General features: G+C 44.6%; 18 protein-coding genes. 9 read left to right on the top strand and 9 right to left on the bottom strand.

Annotation, left to right across the window (positions count from 1 at the left end; translation table 11 throughout):
• Positions 1-5 precede the first annotated feature (5 nt).
• The 4 genes from R7P80_RS05300 to pheT all read left to right on the top strand — a co-directional run bounded on the left by R7P80_RS05300 (position 6) and on the right by pheT (position 5,582).
• Entirely contained in the window at positions 6-797 is a 792-nt protein-coding gene (locus R7P80_RS05300; protein WP_025766823.1) for an outer membrane lipoprotein-sorting protein, read from the top strand.
• A 10-nt stretch (positions 798-807) separates the two neighbouring features.
• Positions 808-1,983: a hypothetical protein gene (locus tag R7P80_RS05305; RefSeq protein WP_170897135.1), complete on the top strand. Its 1,176-nt coding sequence runs from the start codon at positions 808-810 to the stop codon at positions 1,981-1,983.
• A 191-nt stretch (positions 1,984-2,174) separates the two neighbouring features.
• A complete protein-coding gene (pheS, locus tag R7P80_RS05310) occupies positions 2,175-3,158 on the top strand; it encodes a phenylalanine--tRNA ligase subunit alpha (protein ID WP_005385470.1) in 984 nt (327 codons plus the stop codon).
• Between the two features lie 18 nt (positions 3,159-3,176).
• Complete coding sequence (gene pheT / locus R7P80_RS05315; RefSeq protein WP_017821824.1) at positions 3,177-5,582, top strand: phenylalanine--tRNA ligase subunit beta; 2,406 nt, start codon at positions 3,177-3,179, stop codon at positions 5,580-5,582.
• A gap of 213 nt (positions 5,583-5,795) precedes the next feature.
• Here pheT and R7P80_RS05320 read toward each other — a convergent pair whose 3' ends face one another.
• Entirely contained in the window at positions 5,796-6,677 is an 882-nt protein-coding gene (locus tag R7P80_RS05320; RefSeq protein ID WP_005377901.1) for an AEC family transporter, read from the bottom strand.
• Between the two features lie 534 nt (positions 6,678-7,211).
• Between R7P80_RS05320 and ihfA the strand changes: the two genes are divergently transcribed.
• A complete protein-coding gene (gene ihfA / locus R7P80_RS05325; RefSeq protein ID WP_005377899.1) occupies positions 7,212-7,508 on the top strand; it encodes an integration host factor subunit alpha in 297 nt (98 codons plus the stop codon).
• Between the two features lie 121 nt (positions 7,509-7,629).
• Here the strand turns inward: ihfA and R7P80_RS05330 are convergent, their stop codons facing one another.
• Positions 7,630-8,409, bottom strand: coding sequence for a phosphoribosylglycinamide formyltransferase (locus R7P80_RS05330; protein ID WP_017821825.1), 780 nt, complete (start codon positions 8,407-8,409; stop codon positions 7,630-7,632).
• A gap of 315 nt (positions 8,410-8,724) precedes the next feature.
• Here R7P80_RS05330 and R7P80_RS05335 point away from each other — a divergent pair, with 315 nt between their 5' ends.
• Positions 8,725-9,375: a thiopurine S-methyltransferase gene (locus tag R7P80_RS05335; protein ID WP_021707633.1), complete on the top strand. Its 651-nt coding sequence runs from the start codon at positions 8,725-8,727 to the stop codon at positions 9,373-9,375.
• A 72-nt stretch (positions 9,376-9,447) separates the two neighbouring features.
• Here R7P80_RS05335 and purT read toward each other — a convergent pair whose 3' ends face one another.
• The 7 genes from purT to R7P80_RS05370 all read right to left on the bottom strand — a co-directional run bounded on the left by purT (position 9,448) and on the right by R7P80_RS05370 (position 17,037).
• Positions 9,448-10,623: a formate-dependent phosphoribosylglycinamide formyltransferase gene (purT, locus tag R7P80_RS05340; protein WP_225491448.1), complete on the bottom strand. Its 1,176-nt coding sequence runs from the start codon at positions 10,621-10,623 to the stop codon at positions 9,448-9,450.
• A 143-nt stretch (positions 10,624-10,766) separates the two neighbouring features.
• Positions 10,767-11,654 (bottom strand): cytidine deaminase, encoded by an 888-nt coding sequence (gene cdd / locus R7P80_RS05345; protein WP_225491447.1) that lies wholly within the window; start codon positions 11,652-11,654, stop codon positions 10,767-10,769.
• A 431-nt stretch (positions 11,655-12,085) separates the two neighbouring features.
• Complete coding sequence (locus R7P80_RS05350) at positions 12,086-12,763, bottom strand: LrgB family protein (protein WP_005377888.1); 678 nt, start codon at positions 12,761-12,763, stop codon at positions 12,086-12,088.
• A gap of 1 nt (position 12,764) precedes the next feature.
• On the bottom strand, positions 12,765-13,139 hold the full coding sequence (locus R7P80_RS05355; protein WP_225491446.1) for a CidA/LrgA family protein: 375 nt from the start codon (positions 13,137-13,139) through the stop codon (positions 12,765-12,767).
• A 55-nt stretch (positions 13,140-13,194) separates the two neighbouring features.
• Complete coding sequence (gene sbcB / locus R7P80_RS05360) at positions 13,195-14,616, bottom strand: exodeoxyribonuclease I (protein ID WP_225491445.1); 1,422 nt, start codon at positions 14,614-14,616, stop codon at positions 13,195-13,197.
• Between the two features lie 157 nt (positions 14,617-14,773).
• Positions 14,774-16,147, bottom strand: a complete 1,374-nt coding sequence (locus tag R7P80_RS05365; RefSeq protein ID WP_005377885.1) for an L-cystine transporter — start codon at positions 16,145-16,147, stop codon at positions 14,774-14,776.
• Positions 16,148-16,347: 200 nt separating this feature from the next.
• Entirely contained in the window at positions 16,348-17,037 is a 690-nt protein-coding gene (locus tag R7P80_RS05370) for an NAD(P)H-binding protein (RefSeq protein ID WP_054577910.1), read from the bottom strand.
• A 248-nt stretch (positions 17,038-17,285) separates the two neighbouring features.
• On the opposite strand from R7P80_RS05370, the gene cobT reads away from it, so the two are divergent.
• The 3 genes from cobT to cobU are packed head-to-tail and all read left to right on the top strand — an operon-like array spanning position 17,286 to position 19,665.
• Positions 17,286-18,329: a nicotinate-nucleotide--dimethylbenzimidazole phosphoribosyltransferase gene (cobT, locus tag R7P80_RS05375; protein WP_005377883.1), complete on the top strand. Its 1,044-nt coding sequence runs from the start codon at positions 17,286-17,288 to the stop codon at positions 18,327-18,329.
• Positions 18,329-19,135 carry an adenosylcobinamide-GDP ribazoletransferase gene (locus R7P80_RS05380; RefSeq protein WP_054576446.1) on the top strand — a complete coding sequence of 269 codons (807 nt, stop codon included), beginning with the start codon at positions 18,329-18,331 and terminating at the stop codon, positions 19,133-19,135. Before cobT ends, R7P80_RS05380 begins: the two co-directional genes overlap by 1 nt.
• Complete coding sequence (cobU, locus tag R7P80_RS05385) at positions 19,132-19,665, top strand: bifunctional adenosylcobinamide kinase/adenosylcobinamide-phosphate guanylyltransferase (RefSeq protein ID WP_065274411.1); 534 nt, start codon at positions 19,132-19,134, stop codon at positions 19,663-19,665. Before R7P80_RS05380 ends, cobU begins: the two co-directional genes overlap by 4 nt.
• Position 19,666 lies beyond the last annotated feature (1 nt).

Below are 19,666 nucleotides of genomic sequence, written 5' to 3' on the forward strand. Positions count from 1 at the left end.
TGAACATGAATTTAGTAAAAAATGCCTTAAAAGTATCAGTACTTTCTGTCTCGCTTATTATGAGTCATGCGGTGTTGGCGGATGAAGCCAAAGGACTAGAAATTGCCCAAGAGCGCAAAGCCCGTGATGAAGGGTGGGGGGATTCTGTTGCTACGATGCAAATGATTCTGCGAAACGCGCAAGGAGAAAGCAGCACACGTTTAATGCGCTTACAATCACTCGAAGTTGATGGCGATGGTGACAAAGGGCTCACGATATTTGATGAACCGAGAGATGTAAAAGGCACGGCGTTTCTTAACCATTCTCATACGGTGGGTGCCGATGACCAATGGCTTTACCTTCCTGCACTGAAACGTGTGAAACGTATTTCCTCGCGTAACAAATCAGGTCCTTTTATGGGCAGTGAATTCGCGTATGAGGATCTCAGTTCCTTTGAGATTGAAAAATACCGTTTCAACTACCTAAAAGATGACAGCATAAACGGGCAAGATGTTTTCGTCGTAGAGCAAATTCCGACCGATAAGAACTCAGGTTATACCAAGCAAACGGTGTGGTTAGATAAAGCGCATTATCGTCCACTTAAAGTTGAGTTTTACGACCGCAAAGGCTCTTTGTTAAAAACGCTTTCTTTTTCCGATTACAAGCAATATCTCAACCAATATTGGCGAGCGCACACTATGGCGATGACAAACCATCAAACAGGAAAAAGTACTGAGCTAACGACTAGCGAAATGCGTTTTAACACTGGATTACAAGACAATGACTTTCATAAGAATGTGTTGAAGCGAGTGAGGTAGTGGAGGAAAAATGAAGCGATTAAATGTTGGGTTGTTGCTTAGTGCAGCAGCCTTTTTTTACTCGATGCCTCTGACTGCCGTCGAGCTCGCAGGACAAGTCAATATTGAGCATCGTCAGTTTTTTAAAACGGGCTCTCAGGGTCAGAGCAAAGCGCAAACGTCATTGGTTTTGCAGCCAGAATTTTACTGGGAGATGCAAAATGGTGATGCAAACTTTACTTTCACACCTTTCTATCGTCTGGATGGTCTAGACGATGAGCGAAGTCATGGTGACATACGAGAGGCACTTTATCTGACTTATTGGGATGATTATGAGCTTCGAGTTGGGATTAGTAAGGTCTTTTGGGGAGTGACTGAATCAGCCCATTTAGTTGATGTAGTAAACCAAACAGACTCTATTGAAGCCGTTGATGGTGAAGATAAGCTCGGTCAGCCGATGTTACATTTTACCTCTTTCAAAGACTGGGGTACCGTCCACGCAATGTTGTTACCTTACTTTAGGGAACGAACGTTTGCGGGTACAGATGGCCGCTTGCGAACCGAACCCGTTGTCTCTGATGATGCTATCTATGAATCAAGCAGAGAAGAGAAGCACGTAGATGTGGCTTTTCGATATTCGAAAATGCTTGGCGATTGGGACGTAGGCCTGAGCTATTTATATGGAACAAACCGGGATCCTTACTTTCGTTTTGAATACGGAGAATTAAAGCCTTACTACGCTCTGATGAGTCATGTCGGTCTGGATGTGCAAGGAATTGTTGGCGATTGGTTATGGAAACTGGAAAGTATTTATCGAGATAGTGCTGATAATCATGTCGGTCTTGTGACGGGTTTTGAGTATACCTTCGTCGGTGCATTTGACACGGTTTGGGATGTGGGGGTTATTGGTGAGTACCTCCATGACAGTCGTGGGAACAACGCACAAACTATCGGTCAAAATGATGTGTTTGCAGGTATTCGTTGGGCGCTCAATGATGAGGACGGAACGGAAGTATTGACGGGAATTACGAAGGATTTAGATAACGATGATGTTTACAATGCTAAGTTAGAAGCATCGAGCCGAATATCGAATCACGTTAAGTGGCAAATTGATGCTTGGTTGTTTAAAAATGAAACACCAAATGATTTGCTCTACTTCGCTAGAGATGACGATTTTATCGAGCTATCTATTCAATACTATTTCTAAAACAAAAGGGCACAACTAAACGGCAGATTAACTAAAGATGACATTTTTGACGTTTTTGTGCTCTTTTTATTCAATAACCTCTTCTTTTCGTAATTCAATTTGGCATTGGTGCCCGGTTTGGCTACTATGTACAGCTATCAAAAAACCAATCACTCCCTTATGGACACTACCTACAGGTAGATGAGGAAACGATGCAACATCTAGAAGAGATCATTGCTAGCGCGAGCACTGCAATTGAAGCTGCCGAATCGCTAGTCGCACTTGATGAAGTGCGTGTTCAGTATCTGGGTAAAAAAGGTGAGCTAACTGCTCAACTTCAAAGCCTAGGCAAACTACCACCAGAAGAACGCCGTGAAGCTGGTCAAGAGATCAACAAAGCGAAAGGCGTAGTTCAGCAAGCTATCGCAGCTCGTAAAGATGCACTACAACGTGCTGAGCTTGAAGCGAAACTAGCAGCAGAAACAATCGACGTAACACTACCAGGTCGTCGTATTGAAAACGGTGGTTTACACCCAGTAACTCGTACTGTAGAGCGTATTGAGAAGTTCTTTGGCGAACTTGGTTTTAACACCGAGGCTGGCCCAGAGATCGAAGATGCATTCCACAACTTCGATGCGCTAAACATCGCAGCTGATCACCCAGCGCGTACTGACCACGATACTTTCTTCTTCAACCCAGACTTGATGCTTCGTACTCATACGTCAGGCGTACAGATCCGTACGATGGAAAATGGTAAACCACCATTCCGTTTCATTGCACCAGGCCGTGTATACCGTAACGACTACGACCAAACGCACACGCCAATGTTCCACCAAGTGGAAGGCATGCTGGTTGATGAGAACGTAAACTTTGCTCAGCTGAAAGGCATCCTGCACGATTTCCTATGTAACTTCTTCGAAGAAGAAGTAGAAGTACGTTTCCGTCCATCTTACTTCCCATTCACTGAGCCTTCAGCTGAAGTAGACGTGAAAGGCAAAAACGGTAAATGGTTAGAAGTACTAGGCTGCGGTATGGTTCACCCGAACGTGCTACGTAGCGTAGGTATCGATCCTGAAAAATACTCTGGTTTCGCATTCGGTATGGGTGTTGAGCGTCTAACAATGCTTCGTTACGGCGTGAACGACCTACGTGCGTTCTTCGAGAACGATCTTCGTTTCCTAAAACAGTTCAAGTAATCCAGAGGGTTCATCAACATGAAATTCAGCGAATCATGGCTTCGTGAGTGGGTAAACCCTGCGGTTACTACTGACGAGCTAACTCACCAAATTACAATGGCCGGCCTAGAGGTAGACGAGGTTCTTCCTGTTGCTGGTTCTTTTACTGGCGTTAAAGTCGGTCACGTTGTTGAATGTGGCCAACACCCAGATGCAGACAAACTGCGCGTAACTAAAGTTGACGTGGGTGAAGAAGAGCTTCTAGACATTGTTTGTGGCGCACCTAACTGTCGCCAAGGTCTGAAAGTAGCAGTCGCAACAGTTGGTGCTGTTCTTCCAGGTGATTTCAAAATCAAAAAAGCGAAACTACGTGGCCAGCCATCTCACGGCATGCTTTGTTCGTTCACTGAACTAGGTATCGACGTTGAGTCAGACGGCATCATGGAACTAGCAGAAGACGCTGTAATCGGTACTGATTTCCGTGAATTCCTAGGTCTAGACGACGTAACAGTAGACGTAGATCTAACAGCAAACCGCGCTGACTGTTTCAGCATTCGTGGTCTAGCTCGTGAAGTTGGCGTACTAAACCGTGCTGACGTGACTGAGCCATCAGTAGAAGCAGTTGCCCCTTCAATCGACGATAAAGTGTCTATCGAAGTGAAAGCGCCAGCTGCGTGTCCTCGTTACCTAGGTCGTGTTATTAAGAACGTAAACGTTCAAGCTGAAACGCCACTATGGATGCAAGAGAAACTGCGTCGTTGTGGTATTCGCTCTATCGACCCTGTAGTAGACATCACTAACTACGTTCTTCTAGAGCAAGGCCAACCAATGCACGCATTCGATCTAGCGAAGATCGAAGGTGGCATCGTAGTTCGTATGGCTGAGCAAGGTGAGAAGCTAACGCTTCTTGACGGCAATGAAGCAGAACTAAACGCAGATACACTAGTAGTTGCTGACCACAACAAAGCACTTGCAATCGCAGGTATCTTTGGTGGTGAAGAGTCTGGTGTAACAACTGAGACTAAAGACGTTCTACTAGAGTGTGCATTCTTTGCACCTGACCACATCCGTGGCCGCGCACGTAGCTACGGTCTTCACACTGATTCTTCAATGCGTTTCGAGCGTGGTGTGGATTACGCACTACAAGTGAGCGCAATGGAGCGTGCAACCCAGCTTCTTGTTGAGATCTGTGGCGGTGAAGTAGCACCTGTTGTTGCAGTAGAGTCTGAAGCAGACCTACCTAAGCCAAACAAAGTTGCTCTACGTCGTACTAAGCTAGACAACCTGCTAGGTCACCACATTGCAGATAGCGACGTAGTAGAAATCCTAGAGCGTCTAGGTTTGACTGTTGAAGCTTCAGAAGAAGGTTGGATGGCAGTAGCGCCAACATGGCGTTTCGATATCGCTATCGAGCAAGACCTGATTGAAGAAGTTGGCCGTATCTACGGTTATGACAACATTCCTAACCAACACCCAGCAGCAGCACTTAAGATGCACAACCACGTTGAAGCGGATCTTCCACTGAAACGCGTTCGTGATCTTCTTGTTGACCGTGGTTACCACGAAGCAATTACATACAGCTTCGTTGAGCCTGAGCAACAAAAGCTAGTTGTACCTGGTGTTGAGCCTCTAGTGCTTCCAAACCCAATTTCTGCAGACATGTCAGCAATGCGTCTTGGTCTTATCCAAGGTCTGCTGAACACGGTTGTTCACAACCAGAAGCGTCAACAGCCACGCGTTCGTCTATTCGAATACGGCCTACGTTTCATCCCATGTGAAACTGCAGAAAACGGCATGCGCCAAGAGCCTATGCTTGCAGGTGTTATTGCTGGTACTCGCGGTGAAGAACATTGGGATATCGAAACTAACACGGTTGATTTCTTCGACCTTAAGGGCGATCTAGAAGCGATTCTAGAGCTATCTGCGAACGAAAAAGCGTACTCTTTCGCTGCACTGTCACCTGAAAGCAAAAAAGCTAACCCAGCACTTCACCCAGGTCAATCTGCGGCAATCATCGTAGATGGCAAAGAAGTGGGCGTGATCGGTACCGTTCACCCTGAGCTTGAGCGTAAGTTCGGTCTAAATGGTCGTACTATCGTATTCGAAATCGAATGGTCTGCAATTAACAGCAAAGTGATCCCAGAAGCGGTAGCACTTTCTAAATTCCCTTCAAACCGTCGTGATATCGCGGTAGTAGTGGATGAAGCTGTTGCATCTGGTGACATTGTTAACGCTTGTCTAGAGCAAGGTGGCGAGTTCCTTAAAGATGCGAAACTGTTCGACGTTTACGTAGGTAAAGGCGTTGAAGATGGTAAGAAGAGCCTAGCAATCGCTCTGACTCTACAGTCACTTGAGCGTACGCTTGAAGATGCAGATATCGCTGGTGCGGTTGACGCTATCGTTGCTCACGTTTCTGAGAAGTTTGGTGCGTCTCTGCGTGACTAATCTCGCGTAACGTATCTTCTTAAGAAATGAAAACCCTGCCAGTTTGGCAGGGTTTTTTATTTTTAGGATTACCTTATCGTTGTTCAAGTTCCTTACTGCTCGCACCATCCCTCATTACTTTAAAATACTAGACCAAACTAGGGATGGCCCTTACCCGAGATTAGGAACGTATTGTTTTTCAGCTAATACACGCTAACGATAGCTTGTTGGCGCTTAGGCAGCGAGTGAGAGGGTATAGCTAAGCAGAAGAGGTAGCGTAAGAATGCTGAAAAAGTTGCCAAATAGTACCATTGACGCCACTTTCATGGGTTCTATATTCAGCCTTTCCGCAAATAGGTAATTCATGACGGCTGGCGGCAGCATTGTGAAGAGCACCATCATTTGCAATTGCATCGTTGGAAGGGGAATTAACCAATAAATAAGTGCAAAAGCGACAGCACCAGTTGCCAGTGACTGCACGGTACACAACACACCAATCTTTAAACCGTCCAACCTTAAATGACACATTTGTGCCCCCAGAGATAAAAGCATCACGGGTACGGCCGCTTGCCCAAGTAGAGCCGTGGCTTCGTATAAAGGCGCCCATGCACCCACATTTGACACGTTGAGAAACAGAGCCAACGACGCTGCTAAAAAGATTGGCATCTTGACTATTTGCTTAAAAGGGTTGCCATGACTAAGCAGCATTACGCCTAAGCTGATATGCAAGCATGCTGACACGACAAATAAAAGCACTGCTGACGACAGCGCAATTTCTCCAAACGTATAGGTAAACAAAGGAATAGCTAGATTTCCGCTATTGCGAAACATATGTGGTGGCGCCCAGGTTTTAAACGAGAGTGACGTCCATCGACATACCGGGATCATGAGTAGTGCGGGAATTAAAACCGCGACAATTGCCGCCAAAAGAAGCGGCCCCTGATTTGAATCGAGCGGCATGCTAACGAGTGACGAAAATACCAGTGCTGGCGTAAATACCTCAATATTAATGCGGTTTATTGGGCGAAAGTCAGGCTTGATGTAACGACCGACCAAATAGCCAACTCCGACAAGAGCAAAAACAGGGAAAAGAATATTTATGATTTGATTAATCATGGTCGCCTAGAAGCAGTGTAAGAAGCTAATGAGGAAATACACGAACTTCCACATTATCAATCTTTATATATGGCGTCATCGTTAAACAGCGAGAAGCGTGGGTTTAATCAAGCTTTCTAAGCACAGTTGCAAAGTACAGGTGGTCATACCTTTTAATCTAATTGTTACGTATCGAGTTACATACAAATCACTGAATTTACGACAAGTTCTATGTCAAGTGTCTGTTAAATAACCAATATCTGATATTTTTATTAAATAGTGTTTAATGTTGATATTTAAACTACTTTTAGTTTTATAATCTGGATGTTTTTCCTGATAAAGATGAAACAAAAACAAAAATATCAAATTTCTGGCGTTTAACAATAATTTACGTAGTGCTATTCCTTTTGTTCGCCAAGAAAAAAGTTGGCGAAAATCATAAGCTTGTCATACACTTCCTGATGTAACCCCGATATGTTGTTGAATTGGTAGGGTAAAACTGCTCTGGCGCTACACTAACGTAGCATTGTTTAACATAGCTTTGAGGAAAGTTTTATGGCGCTCACAAAAGCCGAACTGGCAGAAAACCTGTTTGATAAATTAGGATTTAGTAAGCGGGACGCCAAGGAAACGGTGGAAGTGTTCTTTGAAGAGATTCGTAAGGCACTGGAAAGTGGCGAACAGGTAAAACTGTCAGGTTTTGGTAACTTTGATCTTCGTGACAAGAATGAACGACCTGGTCGTAACCCGAAAACTGGTGAAGATATTCCAATTACTGCTCGACGTGTAGTGACTTTTCGCCCGGGTCAGAAGTTAAAAGCTCGTGTAGAAAACCTGAAGAAAGTACAGTAAGCCGAATAAATGGATCACGCTAAGGCGTGGTCTTTTTTTGCGTAAAATTCGTGTGCATACAAATGAAAACCACCGCAATGCGGTGGTTTTTCTGTTTATGAGAGACGCTTAATGATATCGGTTACGCCGCTTCTAGATGCGTTGTTAAGTATGGTTGCCATGCTTGTTGGTACAAGTTCTTAGACTGTGTGCGCATGTTGCGAATAGAGGCAAGCTCTATTTCGCTTAGCTCACGTTTTTCCAACATCGCTTGACGTTCTAGTTTCTGGATTTTTTCGTATAGGTCGTGTTCGGGACCGCTTTTTACATCTGCGATTGCTTTCAAGTGCAGTTGAACTTCGGCTACTAGGTTTGTTTTTGGTAAACGAACGAGCAAGTTCAAGTCTCTATATCCTGAAGGGCCAGGTTTTTTGAATCGATTTTTTACTTTCACAATCGTTGTTTCACGCTCTAACGTTTCATAAATGGAGACTAAGCTGGCGACGTCTTCAGCTACAATCGTTGCACGTGCTAGGTCAGTAATACGTTCAACTTTCCCACCTAATTCTAAAGCTATCTTTTCTTCTGCTCGTTGTTTGGATTTTACACCTGCGAAGTATGGCTGAGCGTCATTAAGAAGTGCGGTACTTTTACAGATAGTTTCAAGTTCAAATTGTGCTTGGTGTGCTTTGCTGTAAAGAATGTCGAAGTCAGAATATGGCTGAGTTGGCGTGGTGTCGATTGACTGAATGCCGTATAAACCGCTAAGGCTGTGTTTAAAAAGTTTCGAACAAACTTCGTTTTGGCTGGTTGAACGATTTTGTTCGCCACTAGGTGCAGGGGTAATTGGAAGTGCGGCAAATGCCGGTGCACGGCTAAGTACCAAAAGCATCAATGCTGTAGTACGAAGAAATAAGCTCATTCACTCTCCTTAACTTGCTTGTACTTAGAAAATAGGGAACATAAAGGTCGCTAAGTTCGGCAAATCAGGTACTAACTTATAAATGGGGCCATTACGAAAGATTCCAAGGTTTCAGTTTTATCTTGAAGTAGAATCGTGCGTTAGATCACCATTTCTCTTTTCTTTATTCTGATTATCAGATAAAGGCGCGTCTCCTATGAGACCGATTACATCCTATCACCGCAGTATTAACCAAAGATGAACGGCATAGACAAATTGAAAAAAAACGTTAGTCTTACCTCTCAAAATGAAAACAGCCGACAAGTAGAAAGTAAAATGAGAGACCAAGAATTTTGGCATAACAAATGGGCCAGCAATCAAATCGGATTTCACTTGGAAGATGTAAACCCGCTATTACCAGTATATTGGAAACACACTAATCCAAAGCGTGAAGATAAAGTGTTAGTTCCTTTATGTGGAAAGTCAGAAGACTTGATTTGGCTAGCGATGAAGCATGATTCGGTTGAAGGCGTTGAGCTAAGCCATATTGCTGTGCGTGCCTTTTTTGCTGAACATTTTTACACGCCAACGGTAACGCCTCTTAATGGCATGCACGAGCTTTATCAATTTGATGAGCTCTCTATTTATACTGGGGACTTTTTCACTGCACCAGTATCTCAAGCCGATATCATTTATGATCGCGCCGCGTTGGTTGCTTTACCGCAAGATATGCGAGAGGAGTATGTAGAGCGTCTCAAGCAACTTTTGAACCCAGGCGGTCGTATTTTGCTTGTTACACTCAACTATCCTCAAGAAGAGATGGCGGGGCCTCCATTTAGCGTGCCGGTCGAAGAGATTGAGCAGTTATTTTCAGGTTACAAAGTTACTTGTTTGAACGTAGATGAAGCTGACGAGAATCATCCTAAAATTGCGAAAAAAGGCTTAAGTCGCTTCTCTGAAGAAGTGTACTTAATCGAGAGTGAATAGGCTCTCTTCGGTTTGGAACACGAAATAGCGCAGCAATTTGAGCTGCGCTATTTTTGTATGAGTGGTTCGTATTTAATAAATGATATTCACTTTTGAAGCACTTTCAACAGCATCTTGAACGGCTTCTTCGGTGGTTTTTCGTCGCGTAAGGACAACACCTAAACGGCGGCGACCATCGATTTCTGGCTTACCGAATAGACGAACTTGTGTTTGAGGTTGAGCTAAAGCTTTGCTTAGGTTTTCAAAGCGAATGTTTGTGGAAGTCCCTTGTCCAAGAATAACAGCAGACGCAGATGGGCCATATTGCACAATATTATTAATTGGCATTCCGGTAAACGCGCGCACGTGGAGAGCAAACTCAGACATTTCCTGCGAAATCATTGTAACCATACCCGTATCGTGAGGGCGAGGAGAGACCTCATTGAAAATGACTTTATCGCCTTTGACAAACAGCTCTACACCAAAGATGCCGTAGCCACCGAGCGCGTTTACCACTTTCTCAGCCGTGTATTCAGCTGCTTTTACTGCGTTTTCTGACATAGCTTGCGGTTGCCATGATTCGCGGTAGTCGCCATCTTCCTGACGATGACCAATTGGAGCACAGAAATGCACACCGTCAACGGCTCTGATGGTCAATAAAGTGATTTCGTAATCGAAGTCGATAAAACCTTCCACGATAACGCGACCTGCACCCGTACGTCCGCCTTCCTGAGCGTAATCCCATGCTTGTGTAACGTCGTCTTCGGTCTTGATAACACTTTGCCCTTTACCTGAAGAGCTCATCACAGGCTTCACCACGCACGGAATACCCACATGTTCAACCGCGGCTTTGAAGTCTTCAAAGTTATCTGCAAAACGATAAGGTGAAGTCGTCAATTCCAGTTCTTCTGCTGCCAAACGTCGGATACCTTCACGATTCATTGTTAGCCTGGTTGCCTTAGCGGTTGGAACAACATTCAGTCCTTTTTCTTCAAGCTCTACCAGTTTGCCGGTTGCGATGGCTTCAATTTCTGGTACGACGTAAGTAGGTTGTTCCTTCGTAATAACTTCTTCTAAGGCGTTCCCATCTAACATGTCGATAACATAACTACGGTGAGCGACTTGCATCGCTGGAGCATTGGCATAGCGATCACAAGCAATCACTTCTAAACCAAGTCTCTGGCATTCAATGGCGACTTCTTTACCGAGTTCGCCAGAGCCTAAAAGTAATACACGGGTAGCATTTGCGCTAGTTGCAGTGCCAAACATAGTGTTCCCTTACAAAATAGAGTGATGAGACAGAAATTGCAGGAGATCATACTGAAGTTTTATGACAAAGCAAACGTTTGCTTTTGGTTTTTAGGTAATAAAAAAGCTCTACATGTTGTAGAGCTTTTTGTTGAATTTGTCGTTTATACGTTGAGAAAACTAAGCGGAATATCTGGATTCAACGCTTCCAACGTTGATTGCGTATCGGCTAAGTGACTGATCTTACCTTCAGAGTTTTCTACCAATGCAGCGGCTTTGATGCTGTCAAAGGTTTCACCCGCAAGTAAAACTTGGATTAGCGCAACTTGTAGCGGTGGCAAGCTAGGATTAAACGCTGCATTTTCTGCATAAGCGCCTTGGAATACACGGCCGCTAGTCATCTCTAATGCTAAACCACTCAAGTTGTTGGTGTATGGAGAGTGGCTCATGTTCATCGCTTCAACTGCACTTTGGATGAGTGCGTCTTCATCATCACATGAGAATTGGTGTTTAACTTCTGCCATTAAGCCGGACTCGATACCGAGATCGTTTGGTCCAAAGGCTTCAGGCAGGTATTCATGAAGTGACTTTTCTTCGCGTTCTGGGAGCTGGATTTTAAGCTCGTTTGCGGTAGATAACTCATTCATGAACTGGCGGCAGTGACCACATGGGCTGAAGTTGATAGTGATATCCTTAACACCACGTTCGCCTTTCATCCAAGCATGGCTAATCGCAGACTGCTCTGCGTGAACCGTTTGACCCAACTGTACACCAAAGAATTCCATGTTGGCACCGAAGTAAAGGCGACCTGAAAGACCACGAACGATAGCGCCGACATAAAAGTCAGAAAGGGGAGCATAGGAGTACGCTGCGGCAAAAGGAAGTAGCGCAACACGAAGCTCTTTGTCTGATAGACCGGTAGCTGAAAGCAACTGCTCAAATTGTTGAACTGAAAGCGTAGCATCAAAATCATCAGCTTGGATGATAGGAGCAAGTTGTTTGGAAAGTGCTTCTGGAGCGCCTGCTAGCGCCTGTTCAATGCGACTTTTCATGTTGAATCCTTGTTATTGCATGGACAGTTATTCTATGTGAAAGATAGAAATGTTCCGTGCGTTAGATCACGATAAATAATGCAATTGATAATTCTGTTACATAATTAGAGTGAGCTCACACATGTATTCGATTGCACAGGTGTGAAGCGTTATCTCCGTCTCACAATTAACCATATCAGTATATATTCATATGACCAAGGAGCAGGAGTATGTTACCAACGCGACTTTTACCGCTATGCTACTTTATACTTACGTAATCTAGAGCGAGTGGTAGCAGCTAGAATGCTAATGCTATGAATGTATATCTCAGTCAAGTCCCTTCACGATATTACTGGGTGAGTTTGATAGATAAGATAGGGTTTTGAAAAGGGATAAGTAAGAAACGGAAAGGCTACGGCCTGCCGGAAGGAGGGCAGACCGAGAGCGCTTAACTATTGATATAGCCAGACCGCCAAAGCAAAAAAACTTGGAGCCAAAATAGAAGTTATGATCCCACATAAAACCAATGCGAGTGATGAGAACGCGGCATCTATGGGCTGTTTCTCTGCACAAGTAGCGGTGCCTAAGGCATGAGAGACTGTACCCATTGTCAGACCACGTGCAATCGGGTGTTTAATTCCAATTAAATTGTAAATTGGGTATGCCAAAATTGCGCCCAATAAACCGACAATCAGAACCAAGATCGCTGCAACGGCAGCTTCACCACCGAGGTGACTCGAAATTTCCATTGCTATTGGCGTAGTGACGGATTTACCTACTAGACTTGCGATTAAACTGATATCCGCTTTGAAAGCGACTGCGATCAAGGTGGTTGTCATCATCGACATCACACTGCCTACTGTGCAAGCGAAAGTGATGATTCGCCAGTTTGCTTTAATTTGTGGTAGTTGTTCATATAACGGGTAAGCCAGAGCAACTACGGCTGGTTGAAGTAAAAAACTGATCCCTTCGTTATCCGCATAATACGTTTCAAACGGTACATTTAAGTAAGTAAGCAAAGGAATGAGCACTGCAATACTGATCAGCAAAGGATTTGCTAGAGGATTATTCACTTTGATTGCAATTTGGCGCGCGACAAGAAAAACCGCAATGGTAACAACTAACCACATATCAGTGCTTCTCCTTTAGCAAGTAATCTAGCAGCCAAGCGAGGCTGACCAGTACAATGAGTGAACCGCCAACCGCGCTAGCGATGATAGGGAGCGCATTGGCGAGTAGTAGGTCGAAATGCTGCATTAATCCGACGCTGATAGGAACGAACAATAAGATCATATAGCGGATAAATAGCGTGGCGCCCGGTTTGACCCAGTCGACTTTTACAAGCCCAAGAGTCATGGAGAAAAACAGTACGAGCATACCGATGACACTTCCTGGAACGGAAACGTCAGTGAACTTTTGAATGGTAATTCCGATGCCAAGTGCTCCCATGATGAGGAAGATTGAAATGAGCAGTTGGATCAGTTGTAAGAATCGTTCTTTAATCATTTTGACAGTATATAAACAACAAGCACACCATAAGGTGCGCTTGTATTAGGAGGAGTTAGGAAGCTAAGCTCTCTACATAACGGTACACGGATTTTAATATCGCAATCTTCTTTTCGTCACTTTCATGTTCGTGAACTAAGTTTTCTAAATTCAGCATGTACTCTTCAATTTGGCTTTCAAACACTTCTCGACAGTGTAGTGCCCAGCGTCTTTGTTCTTGCTCGTCTAATGTGCCTGGGAAGTTACGCGCACGATAGCGGAACAATAGAGGTTTAATACGCTTGTCATCAAATTCAATGTCTAATGCAGCAAGATTATTCGGATCGGTTTCGCGAATGATATCCATAGCTGCGCGATCGGCTGGAGAAAAGAATCCGTCGTAAAGTTGAGTGTCCACATCATCGCTTTTTTCAAATTGACGTTCGATAGAGAACAAGCCGATTAGTTTTTCTCGAATCTCAGGGTGCTGGCGAAGTAGTGCCAAATTATCGAGACACTTCTGACGATCAATGCCGATGTTTTCTGCGTTTTCCGCCGTTAACGTTTTTGCAGGGGCGAGAATAGGGCATTTGTTCAAATGAACTAGTTTAACTGGCACTGGTAGCAATTCACCAAGATCTTCGCGCTTAGTGTAGAGTCTTTCGTGCAGCTCTTCTGCGGATAGCTCAAGAATAGGTTGAGGGTCTTTCGCTAAATCGATGGTGATAACAGCGTTATTATTGGTTGGATGCCAAGCAACAGGCACAATCCAGCTAGTGTACTGACATTCGCGCCCTAGCATGCCTGAAACGTGCATCAACGGTGTCATGTTGACGATGTCGACTAAATCATTGAGCTTGCGCTTTTTGCGCATAGAAAAAAAGTAATCAAACAATTTTGGTTGCGCTGCTTTTACTTTCTTTGCCATTTCGATAGTCGCAATCACATCTGCCATGGCATCGTGCGCGTTACTATGTTCTATGCCGTTAGCCACAGACAAGTGTTCTAATTTAAAGCTAGTGAAGCCATCTTCGTTTTCTGGCCATTCTACGCCTTCTGGGCGAAGGGCATGGCACGCGCGTAGTACATCGAGTAAATCCCAACGTGAGTTACCGTTTTGCCAACTCCATGCGTATGGATCGATAAAGTTGCGATAACAAGTATAACGGGTCACTTCGTCATCAAAGCGAATGCTGTTGTAGCCTAAACTGGTGGTATTTGGTCTCGCGAGTTCAGTGTGAATCTTAGCGATAAACTCTGGCTCAGAAAGGCCTTCTTGAACCGTTTTTTGCGGAGTAATACCAGTAATAAGCGCAGCTTCAGGAGACGGAAGATAATCAGCCGGTGGTTGACAGTACATGACTAAAGGCTCGCCGATGATATTAAAGTTTTCATCTGTACGAACACCAGCAAACTGGCTTGGGCGATCTTTCGCGGGGTTGGTTCCCCATGTCTCATAATCAAAGAAGAAAAAAGTGGGCTGATTATCTTGGTGCATTCTGCTTACCGTTTACAAAACCGATGACAGTATTAGACCATTCAACGCCTTGACTAGCAACGAAAGATGCAAGTTGAATTTTTGAAAATGAAAAAAGCCGATGGCGAACCATCGGCTTGATATTTTATGTTTTATCGCTTTGGAAGGAATTTGAGTTCTATGCTCGTGTTTCTTCCAATGTTGCTTCACTTTCTGGTGACTTCAGCACTCGGCTAGCAATTGTACCCGCAGTCATTGAGCCTGAAACGTTTAGTGCGGTACGTGCCATGTCAATCAGTGGTTCAATAGAGATAAGCAGTGCCGCGATGGTCACAGGTAAGCCCATTGCAGGAAGAACAATCAAGGCTGCAAACGTCGCACCGCCGCCGACACCTGCAATACCAAATGAGCTGATGGTGATAATCGCAATCAATGACAGGATAAAGTGTAGATCAAGTGGGTTGATGCCCATTGTCGGAGCTACCATCACTGCAAGCATTGCAGGATAGATACCCGCACAGCCGTTTTGGCCGATAGTGGCACCAAACGATGCTGATAGGTTTGCAATCGCTGGTGGTACGTTAAGCTTCGTGATTTGCGCTTCTACGTTTAGTGGAATTGTTGCTGCTGAGCTACGAGATGTAAACGCGAAGGTCAGTACAGGCCAGATTTTCTTAAAGTATTCCGCAGGGCTAACGCCGACAAAAGAGACTAATACGCCATGAACAACAAACATCAGTGCGATAGCAACATAAGACGCCACAATAAAGCCAAGTAGGTTTAGGATGTCGCCTGCGCTTGATGTCGCTACCACTTTTGCCATCAGTGCTGCGATGCCGTATGGCGTTAGGGCCATGATCATCTTCACTAGTCGCATAACGATAGATTGAGCAGCTTCTACGAAAGTACGAATCGGTGATTCCAACTCTGCTTTTTCCATCATCACTTTACGAGCGGCGATACCAGTTAACACGCCGAAAATCACAACAGCGATAATTGATGTCGAGCGAGCACCTGTTAGATCAGCAAATGGGTTGGTTGGAATGAAGCTAACTAGCATTTGAGGAATAGTTAAGTCACTTACTGTACCGGCACGGCTTTCTAAAACGGCGATACGAGCGGTTTCACGCGCACCTTCAGTTAACCCTTCTGCTGACAGGCCAAATGTCGTTGTCACCAAAATACCGATAAGTGCAGCAATTGCAGTCGTTACTAGAAGAACAGAGATGGTCAGGCCAGAAATTTTACCTAAAGATCCACCTTTCTCCAACTTAACAACTGCAGAGATCATCGATACCAATACTAGTGGCATGATGACCATTTTCAGTAGACCAACGTAGCCACTGCCTACAATGCCTACCCATTCAAGTGTTTGAGCAATTGCGCTGTTGCCTTCACCGTGAATGAGTTGCAAAGCAAGACCAAAAAGAGAACCGGTAACAAGACCGATCAAAACGAGACGTGAAAGAGTGTGTTTCTTTTGTTGCTGATTAAATAGAAAGAACAATATTCCAACAAAGACGGCTAGAGAGGCTATCACTGCAAAATTCATAATTTGACCTTATCAACCAGCCGAAGTGGCGGTTGTTTTTTATACGGGGTTTTATACGGATTTATTTATGGAGCGTAAGATAACGCTCGTGATATAACTTTAAAAATGACAAACGGGTATTAGCTAGATCTAAAATGAATATAAAAACGAGATCTAAGTCGCGTGAGAGTGTGAATTAGCACGTTAATTGTACAAAATGGTTATTCGTAGTGATGCAGTAATTCACGCATTTCTTTCCTTTGTAAGTAAACCACCGAGTCTTCTTGATAACTGAAAAGTTGATAAATCATCGCTTTGGCGACATCTTCTGCTCGAATAGGTAAAAAGTTGGACAGTTTGCCTAGCATAAGTGGGCGAATTACCTTAAACAGAGTTTGTACTAACTTCTCGTCCATTCTTGGGTTTTGACGTTGACCAACAAGCGGGCCTGGGCGAACAAATACGATTTCCTCAAAATCCATAGCTTCGATTCGTTGTTCCATTTGTCCTTTACAAGCTAAGTAATGGGATGGCGATTTACTATTTGCACCGAGGCTAGAAACAACCGCAAGGCGTTTGACTCCGATTGTTTTCATTTGTTGGGCGACTTTGCACACCAGATCAACATCTACTCTACGCAAATTATCCTTACTGCCTGCTTGCTTAAGGGTCGTGCCTAAACAGATAAAGCCGATGGTTGGTGTTGGTTGGTTCTCATCCCATTGGTGGATAGAAAGGTCTGCATCAATGAGAGGAATAAGCTTGTTGTCCACATCTAGGACGCCATCGAGTGGGCGGCGAGAAAGATAATATAATGTTCCAACACCTGATTGATTTATGAGGTTTGCAATGACTTTTGAGCCTACTAAGCCAGTTGCACCGGTGATGATTGCGCAGGTGTTGTTATCCATATCTTTTCTCCTATATGGGAACATAGTCTAAGCTATTGTAGCGGATTTCAACGAGTTACTTATAATCTCGTGCAAGAAAGGTGAGACGCTCTGCGAACTCGGCAGACTATCCTGAGATAAACTTGATTAGCGCTGCCCCAATTGGATGCAAGTGTATACAATAGTGGGCGCGCAAAAACTGTCGCTGAACAAGACCTCTTGAACAACAGAACACCTCTCACCCAGACAACATCAAAGGAACGTAAAAAATGGATGACTCTTTTGCTGCGGAGATACAAGCACGCATAGATAACAAAACCAAACCCGTCGGTTCTTTAGGCTTATTGGAAAAGGTGGCACTGCAGTTAGCTCTTATTCAAAGTCAGAATAAACCTCAGCCAGTTGATTCCATCGCTATCTGCAAACCGAGCATGCTGGTATTTGCTGGAGATCACGGCGTTGCAGAGGAGGGTGTGAGCATTGCGCCAAGCGAAGTCACTCAGCAAATGGTGGCTAACTTTCTCGCTGGCGGCGCAGCCATCAACTGTTTTTGCGACATTAATGGCATTCAACTCAAAGTAATAGATTGCGGCATGTTGGCTCCTATTGATGTGCTGGTTCCAGAATTTAAATCCCATCCCAACTTGGTTGAACAACGGTTGGGTAACGGTACGGCTAATTTTTCTAAACAATCCGCGATGTCCCCAGAACAAGTGGCGTTAGGTTTAGAATATGGTGCGAAGATTGCTGAGCATACCATTTTGCATGGTTCAAACCTCTTAATGTTCGGCGAGATGGGCATCGGTAATACCAGTTCGGCCTCAGCACTGTTATCGGCGCTGAGCTCATTAGATATTGATTATTGTGTTGGCGTTGGCACCGGAATCAATCAACAGCAGTTGAGCCGCAAATATAAACTGGTAGCACAGGGGGTAAACCGATGTCGAGGTCTTGATACCAAAGCGATTCTCGCACAGGTTGGGGGCTTTGAAATCGTACAAATGGTGGGCGCTTTTTTAGAAGCCAAGCGGCTTAAAACTCCAGTTTTAGTGGATGGGTTTATCGTATCGGTAGCGGCTTATATTGCGACGTTGTTAGACGAAGAAACGCGTGAATACATGTTGTTTGCCCATCGCTCTGAAGAAAATGGACATAAATTTGTATTGGAACATCTTAAAGCAGAACCTCTGCTCGACCTTGGTTTACGGCTAGGGGAGGGAACAGGAGCCGCTCTTGCCTTACCCTTGTTAAAAGCTGCCGCTCAGTTTTACAACAAAATGGCGAGCTTCGAGAGTGCAGGAGTTACAGTATAGTGTCAGTCCCTGATAATTCTGAGAAAGTCACGCCGTCATCGTTAAGATACCAGTGGGAGTTATTTCTATTAGCTACCAGTTTTTTTAGCCGCTTACCCGTGCCCCAAGCGTTGCCTTACAGTGAAGAACGCATGAATCAGGCAGGCCGTTACTTCGCGTTAGTTGGTCTCGTGCTTGGAGCACTTTGCGCTTTGGTATTCTCGCTCACCTCAATTTTTTTCCCAGAGTCGGTTGCCATAGTATTAACGATGGTGTTTAGCTTATTGTTAACTGGGGCTTTTCACGAAGACGGCTTGACCGATATGGCGGATGGCATTGGCGGTGGCATGACCGTAGAGCGACGCCTCTCTATTATGAAAGACAGTCGTATTGGCACTTATGGTGCCGCCACTCTCATTATGGCGTTATTGGCTAAGTATGTTTTTTGGAGTGAACTGGCTAACTTGCCGCACTTTTGGTTGGTCATTGTCGTCGCTTACACCGCAAGCCGAGCACTAGCAGCGACGCTTATTTATGACATGCCTTATGTCAGTGACAGTGATACGTCGAAAAGTAAACCGCTAGCAAGTCGCCAGTCTTCTCTAGAAGTCTCCATTTTGTTGTTTACTGGTGGCGTAACATTGCTTGTGCTTGGTATCGCGGATGCGATCTTGATATCGCTTGTTCTCGTGGTATTTCGTTTGATGTTCAAACGTTGGTTAACCAAGAGAATTGGCGGCTTTACGGGGGATTGCCTTGGCGCAGCGCAACAGTTGTCGGAACTGCTTATTTATCTCACTATGATTGGGTTGTATCACTCCTCATGAAGCAATTGATACTCGGTGGCGCGCGCTCTGGGAAGTCGCATTTGGCAGAAAAAACAGCTAAGCAATTATCGGTCGCTTCTCATCGATCATTACACTATGTTGCAACCGCGCTGCCATTTGACCAAGAAATGCGAGAGCGAATAGCGCATCATCAAAAGCAACGCGGGGGCGAGTGGCAAGAGCATGAATGCCCCCTTCATTTATCTGAGTTACTGACAAATTTCGCTATCACCGATGTTGTATTGATCGACTGTTTAACCTTGTGGCTCAACAATTGGATATTTGAGTTAGGTGATGAATGTTCCAATGAGAAGCTAGAAGCAGAAATTGAAAAGCTTATACAGGTGGTACGTGGCTCAGATGCGACGTTAATATTCGTCTCTAACGAGGTTGGAATGGGCATTGTACCTTTGGGGGCGGTTAGTCGTTATTTTGTGGATAATGCAGGACGGATGAATCAAAAACTAGCCAGTGTTTGCCATCGCGTTACCTTTGTTGCTGCTGGTTTGCCGTTGGTTCTTAAAGAGTAGG

The organism is Vibrio sp. 2092, assembly GCF_033339635.1.
Lineage (GTDB): Bacteria > Pseudomonadota > Gammaproteobacteria > Enterobacterales > Vibrionaceae > Vibrio > Vibrio alginolyticus.

What these genes read in the sequence shown, in the direction of transcription:
- R7P80_RS05300 (WP_025766823.1), top strand. Translation starts at nt 6, where the DNA reads ATGAATTTAGTAAAAAATGCCTTAAAAGTATCAGTACTTTCTGTCTCG.
- R7P80_RS05305 (WP_170897135.1), top strand. Translation starts at nt 808, where the DNA reads ATGAAGCGATTAAATGTTGGGTTGTTGCTTAGTGCAGCAGCCTTTTTT.
- pheS (WP_005385470.1), top strand. Translation starts at nt 2,175, where the DNA reads ATGCAACATCTAGAAGAGATCATTGCTAGCGCGAGCACTGCAATTGAA.
- pheT (WP_017821824.1), top strand. Translation starts at nt 3,177, where the DNA reads ATGAAATTCAGCGAATCATGGCTTCGTGAGTGGGTAAACCCTGCGGTT.
- R7P80_RS05320 (WP_005377901.1), bottom strand. Translation starts at nt 6,677, where the DNA reads ATGATTAATCAAATCATAAATATTCTTTTCCCTGTTTTTGCTCTTGTC.
- ihfA (WP_005377899.1), top strand. Translation starts at nt 7,212, where the DNA reads ATGGCGCTCACAAAAGCCGAACTGGCAGAAAACCTGTTTGATAAATTA.
- R7P80_RS05330 (WP_017821825.1), bottom strand. Translation starts at nt 8,409, where the DNA reads ATGAGCTTATTTCTTCGTACTACAGCATTGATGCTTTTGGTACTTAGC.
- R7P80_RS05335 (WP_021707633.1), top strand. Translation starts at nt 8,725, where the DNA reads ATGAGAGACCAAGAATTTTGGCATAACAAATGGGCCAGCAATCAAATC.
- purT (WP_225491448.1), bottom strand. Translation starts at nt 10,623, where the DNA reads ATGTTTGGCACTGCAACTAGCGCAAATGCTACCCGTGTATTACTTTTA.
- cdd (WP_225491447.1), bottom strand. Translation starts at nt 11,654, where the DNA reads ATGAAAAGTCGCATTGAACAGGCGCTAGCAGGCGCTCCAGAAGCACTT.
- R7P80_RS05350 (WP_005377888.1), bottom strand. Translation starts at nt 12,763, where the DNA reads ATGTGGTTAGTTGTTACCATTGCGGTTTTTCTTGTCGCGCGCCAAATT.
- R7P80_RS05355 (WP_225491446.1), bottom strand. Translation starts at nt 13,139, where the DNA reads ATGATTAAAGAACGATTCTTACAACTGATCCAACTGCTCATTTCAATC.
- sbcB (WP_225491445.1), bottom strand. Translation starts at nt 14,616, where the DNA reads ATGCACCAAGATAATCAGCCCACTTTTTTCTTCTTTGATTATGAGACA.
- R7P80_RS05365 (WP_005377885.1), bottom strand. Translation starts at nt 16,147, where the DNA reads ATGAATTTTGCAGTGATAGCCTCTCTAGCCGTCTTTGTTGGAATATTG.
- R7P80_RS05370 (WP_054577910.1), bottom strand. Translation starts at nt 17,037, where the DNA reads ATGGATAACAACACCTGCGCAATCATCACCGGTGCAACTGGCTTAGTA.
- cobT (WP_005377883.1), top strand. Translation starts at nt 17,286, where the DNA reads ATGGATGACTCTTTTGCTGCGGAGATACAAGCACGCATAGATAACAAA.
- cobU (WP_065274411.1), top strand. Translation starts at nt 19,132, where the DNA reads ATGAAGCAATTGATACTCGGTGGCGCGCGCTCTGGGAAGTCGCATTTG.